Raw genomic sequence first — 4,058 nt, forward strand, 5'->3', positions numbered from 1 at the left:
CCACCGCGCCGCCGAACGCTATGATCCGGCGCGCGCGCGTTTCACGACCTATGTCAATTGGCAGTTCCGCGCCGAGTTGCAGGCGCTGCGGCACCGCCTCCACGGCGACCAGCGCTGCGCGGGGCGGAGGCACGTCACGGCAACGCTGTCGCTCGACGCCCTGCAGGAGGACGGCGTCGACGACTGGTTGACCGACCCCGATGCTGAAGCGGCGACCGAACGGCGCGCGGCGGACTGTCTCGCGGGCCTTGTCGCCGACCGGCTGGTTGGCGACTGGGCGGCGCGCCGCCGCGCGGGGCTGTCGCGCGCATCGCGGGCCGAGAGCGGCCGGGTCGAAGCGCGCGTCGCCGCCGAACGCGCGCTCGTTCGCGACCAGCTGATGGTAACAGAGGCTGTCGAACGGCTGCGCGAAAGCGATCGTCACGTCGTACGCCGGGCGCTCGCCGACATCGTTCGTTATGCCGCGATACGCAAGCCGAACTGATCGCGCCAGATCATTGCAGCGTGGCGCGTCCGTCGTCGCCGTCGAAGCGGCCGAAGAATTGCATCATCTGGACAACCAGTTCGGCGCGCGCGTCGATCGGCGATGCTTCGAGCAGCGCCTGTTTCGCGGCGGCGTCGAAGGGCGCGACCTGCGCAATACCGTTGACCAGCGTCGCATCGTCGAGCTGGCCGACCGAATCCCAGTCGACGACATAGCCTTGCCGTGCGGCAAAGCGCTTGGCCTCGCGTTCGAGGCTCGCGCGTTCGATGCTCGCGAGCACGGCGTCGTCGTCGGCCTCGCGCTCGATCTCGGCCTCGACCTGCCGGAAGGGCGTCGTGACGTCGAGTTCGCGGCGGACGCGAAAACGCGCGACGCCTTCGAGCACGAGGTTGAAGCGGCCTTCGTCGAGCGCCTCGACGTCGATGATGCGCCCGACACAGCCGACGTCGTAGAGCGCGGGCGGTTCGCGATCCTCTTCGCCGGGAAGCTGGCGCGGCTGGATCATCCCGATCTGCCGGTCGCGCGCCAGCACCTCCTGCACCATCGCCGAATAGCGCGGTTCGAAGATGTGCAGCGGCAAGTGCAGCCGGGGAAACAGCACTGCACCGGGCAGCGGGAAAATCGCGATCCGCTGGATGGTCAGGGGAGCGGTCTCGCTCATCAGCCGAACAGGATCAGCGACAGGCGGCGGCGCTGCGCCGCGACCCATGCGTCTTCGAGACCGACGGCTTCGAACAGCGAAAGCAATTTGGCGCGCGCCGCATCCTCGTTCCATTCGCGGTCGGCGGCGACGATGTGGAGCAGATTGTCGGCGGCGGCATCGCGCTGGCCGGCGCCGATCTGCGCGCTTGCCAGATCATAGCGCGCCTGATGATCGTCGGGGTTCGCGGCAACCGCCGCTTCGAAGGCAGCGAGTTCGCCCGCATCGGGCGCATCGGCGGCGAGGGCGAGCGCACTTTTCGCCTGTGCGATGGCGGCATCCTCGGCGATCTCTGCCGGCACCATGTCGAGCGCGGCCTGCGCACCCGCCATATCGTCCGCCAGCACGAGCGCGCGAACGAGGCCGCCGTGCGCCGCGGCATTGTCGGGCGCCATCTCCAGTATCTGGGCAAAGATGCTCGCGGCGCGCGCACCGTCGCCTTCGGCGAGCACGGCGTCGCCCATTTCGATCAGCGGCGCGATTTCGACCGCGCGCGCAGTCGCTTCGCTCTCGATCGGAAGCTGCGCGAGCAGCTGGTCGAGAATCGCCTTCAGCTGGCTTTCGGTGCGCGCATTGGTCAGGTTCGCGACGGGCTGGCCCTGGAAGATCGCATAGACGGTCGGGATCGACTGGACCTGGAACTGGCCGGCGATGAAGCGATTCGCATCGACGTCGACCTTGACCAGCACGACGCCCTTGTCGGCATAATCCTCGGCGACCTTTTCGAGCACGGGGCCAAGCTGTTTGCACGGGCCGCACCATTCGGCCCAGAAATCGAGGATGACGAGGCTGGTCATCGATGGTTCGACGACGTCGCGGCGGAACGCTTCGACGGCTTCCTTTTCCTGCGGGTTCAGACCGAGAGTGGCCACGAAAGATGCTCCTGTTTTTGATTTCCCGCCATTTCCGCATTGGCGGAAAGGGCTCTCGCACCGCTTATGTGGGATTTACGGGCGATATGCCAACCCTTCGCAGAAAATCGCAAACAGGGGTTGCCGACTCCAGAAGCCGGTGCTAATCGCCCGCCTCACCCGCTGGAACCGACCGGTTTCCAGCCGCCAGAGCGGGCGTAGCTCAGGGGTAGAGCACAACCTTGCCAAGGTTGGGGTCGAGGGTTCGAATCCCTTCGCCCGCTCCAGTTTTTCCATTTTCCGGCGATTTGGTTTAGCCCTTCGGGGTGCGAACTGTCGGCTGCGTTTGGCAGCTAACGGCTTGCTCCGGGCCCGCGCCTGTTTCCTACGGTTTCGAAGTGCGCCGCAGGCTGCGGCCAGCGACCATGTTCGATCAACTGATAATCTTCGACGATCTGGGCGAGTGCTGATAGCGCGAGCGTCGCGGGATCGCGCGTGGCCGGGATCAGGCCGACCGCGGTGCGGAGCCTGTCACGGAGATGCGCGGACACGCCCGCCGCCTCCAGCGAGCCGAGCCGCAGGCGCTGTGTTCGCTGGCTTCCGATCGCGCCGACGTAAAAGGCCGGCGCATTCAGGGCGTGGGGTAGAAGATATTCCTCCCAGTCGCGGTCGTGAAACAGGAAGAGAATCGCGGTCCAGGGATCGCTGTCCAGTGCGGGCAACCGCGTCCGGACGCCAAGTTCGGCGGTGTCGAACCCTTCGGCAGCGAGCGAGGCCAGCGTGTGAAGGTCAGGCGACATGGCGGTAATGCCGGCGCCATAGGCTGCGGCAAGCCGCACGACCGCGGTCAATTCCTCGCCCTGTCCAAGCGCGATCAGGCGAAGTGTGGGCTTGTAGCCGACGGTGAAATCATCGCCCTGCCAACCGGTCGCCGCCTGTCCGGTCGGCAAGCCTGATCGCACACCGCCCATCGAGAAATGCAGCGCCGCCAGCTCGCGCCGCGCATGCCGTGACAGAAGCCCCGCTATCGCATCGCGCCCGGCAAGCGGATTGAAGAGCAGGTCGATCCCGCCGCCGCAGGGCAGCCGGATGTCGATATAGGGCGATCCGGCGCCGAAGCGGACGAGCCGGGCGCGGCCGCCCGCGAGGGTGTCGATTGCCTCGGCAATCACCGCAGTCTCGATGCACCCGCCCGAGAAGGAGCCGAGATGTCGCCCGTCGGCGCTCACCGCCATCTGGGCGCCGATCGCGCGCGGCGACGAGCCTTCGATCCCGGCAAGCGTCACGATCGCCGTCCCGACGCCTTCATCGATCCGCGCGAGCGCAAAGCGCAAAATGTCGGTCGGTGCGGTTGCTATCATCGCGACAATCGGCTGAGTCGGGTGACAAAGGGAGAGACGGCGATGATCGAGGCGGGAGATATCAGCGTGGTCCTGCTCGCGGCGGGGCGTTCGCGGCGCTTCGGAAGCGACGACAAGCTGCTCGCCCCCGTCGCGGGTGTGCCGCTGGCTTTCCACGCGGCGATGCGAATCGCCGAACTGGCGCCGGGACGACGGATCGCGGTTTGCCCCGATGCCGACGGCGTCCTCGCGCAGCGGCTGATTGCGCTGGGGTTCGAGATCGTCGTCAATGCCGACGCGGCGGCGGGATTGTCGCGTTCGCTCGCGTGCGGCATCGCCGTCGCGGCGCGCGGGACGGAAGCGGCGGCGCTCGTCGTGCTCGCCGACATGCCTTTCGTGACGGCGGAGCATCTGCGGACATTGCTGGCCCGCTTCGATCCCTCGGCAGCCCCCGTGGTCGCGTCGACCGACGGCCGTACCGCGATGCCGCCTGCGCTGTTCGGACGATCGCTGTTCGGCGCGTTGCAGGCGGGCGCCGGCGACCGCGGCGGCAAGGCGCTGCTGGAAGGCGCGACGCTCGTGACGGCGCCGCCCGGCGAACTCGCCGACATCGACCTGCCCGGCGATATCGGGCAGCGATAAGCGAGGACGATGGTCCCGGCGTGGCTCATGCGATGTCGGGC

5 protein-coding genes and 1 tRNA gene are annotated in these 4,058 nt (G+C 67.7%); 3 read left to right on the forward strand and 3 right to left on the reverse strand.

All coding sequences use genetic code 11. The features are described from left to right. A partial coding sequence (locus VGD20_RS12645; protein ID WP_331134786.1) for an RNA polymerase subunit sigma-70 occupies positions 1-484 on the forward strand: 484 nt, incomplete at its 5' end. A 10-nt stretch (positions 485-494) separates the two neighbouring features. On the opposite strand, the gene VGD20_RS12650 is transcribed toward VGD20_RS12645, so the two are convergent. After that, a complete protein-coding gene (locus VGD20_RS12650; protein ID WP_331134787.1) occupies positions 495-1,145 on the reverse strand; it encodes an LON peptidase substrate-binding domain-containing protein in 651 nt (216 codons plus the stop codon). Then, a complete protein-coding gene (locus VGD20_RS12655; RefSeq protein ID WP_331134788.1) occupies positions 1,145-2,056 on the reverse strand; it encodes a tetratricopeptide repeat protein in 912 nt (303 codons plus the stop codon). Before VGD20_RS12655 ends, VGD20_RS12650 begins: the two co-directional genes overlap by 1 nt. Positions 2,057-2,247: 191 nt before the next feature. Between VGD20_RS12655 and VGD20_RS12660 the strand changes: the two genes are divergently transcribed. After that, positions 2,248-2,322: transfer RNA gene (locus VGD20_RS12660), tRNA-Gly, on the forward strand. Between the two features lie 66 nt (positions 2,323-2,388). Here VGD20_RS12660 and VGD20_RS12665 read toward each other — a convergent pair. After that, positions 2,389-3,396, reverse strand: coding sequence for an XdhC family protein (locus tag VGD20_RS12665; RefSeq protein ID WP_331134789.1), 1,008 nt, complete (start codon positions 3,394-3,396; stop codon positions 2,389-2,391). A gap of 42 nt (positions 3,397-3,438) precedes the next feature. Between VGD20_RS12665 and VGD20_RS12670 the strand changes: the two genes are divergently transcribed. Further along, a complete protein-coding gene (locus tag VGD20_RS12670; protein WP_331134790.1) occupies positions 3,439-4,017 on the forward strand; it encodes a nucleotidyltransferase family protein in 579 nt (192 codons plus the stop codon). Positions 4,018-4,058: the final 41 nt, after the last annotated feature.

Source organism: Sphingopyxis sp. (genome assembly GCF_036402335.1).
Classification (GTDB): domain Bacteria; phylum Pseudomonadota; class Alphaproteobacteria; order Sphingomonadales; family Sphingomonadaceae; genus Sphingopyxis.

What these genes read in the sequence shown, in the direction of transcription:
- VGD20_RS12670 (WP_331134790.1), top strand. Translation starts at nt 3,439, where the DNA reads ATGATCGAGGCGGGAGATATCAGCGTGGTCCTGCTCGCGGCGGGGCGT.
- VGD20_RS12665 (WP_331134789.1), bottom strand. Translation starts at nt 3,396, where the DNA reads ATGATAGCAACCGCACCGACCGACATTTTGCGCTTTGCGCTCGCGCGG.
- VGD20_RS12650 (WP_331134787.1), bottom strand. Translation starts at nt 1,145, where the DNA reads ATGAGCGAGACCGCTCCCCTGACCATCCAGCGGATCGCGATTTTCCCG.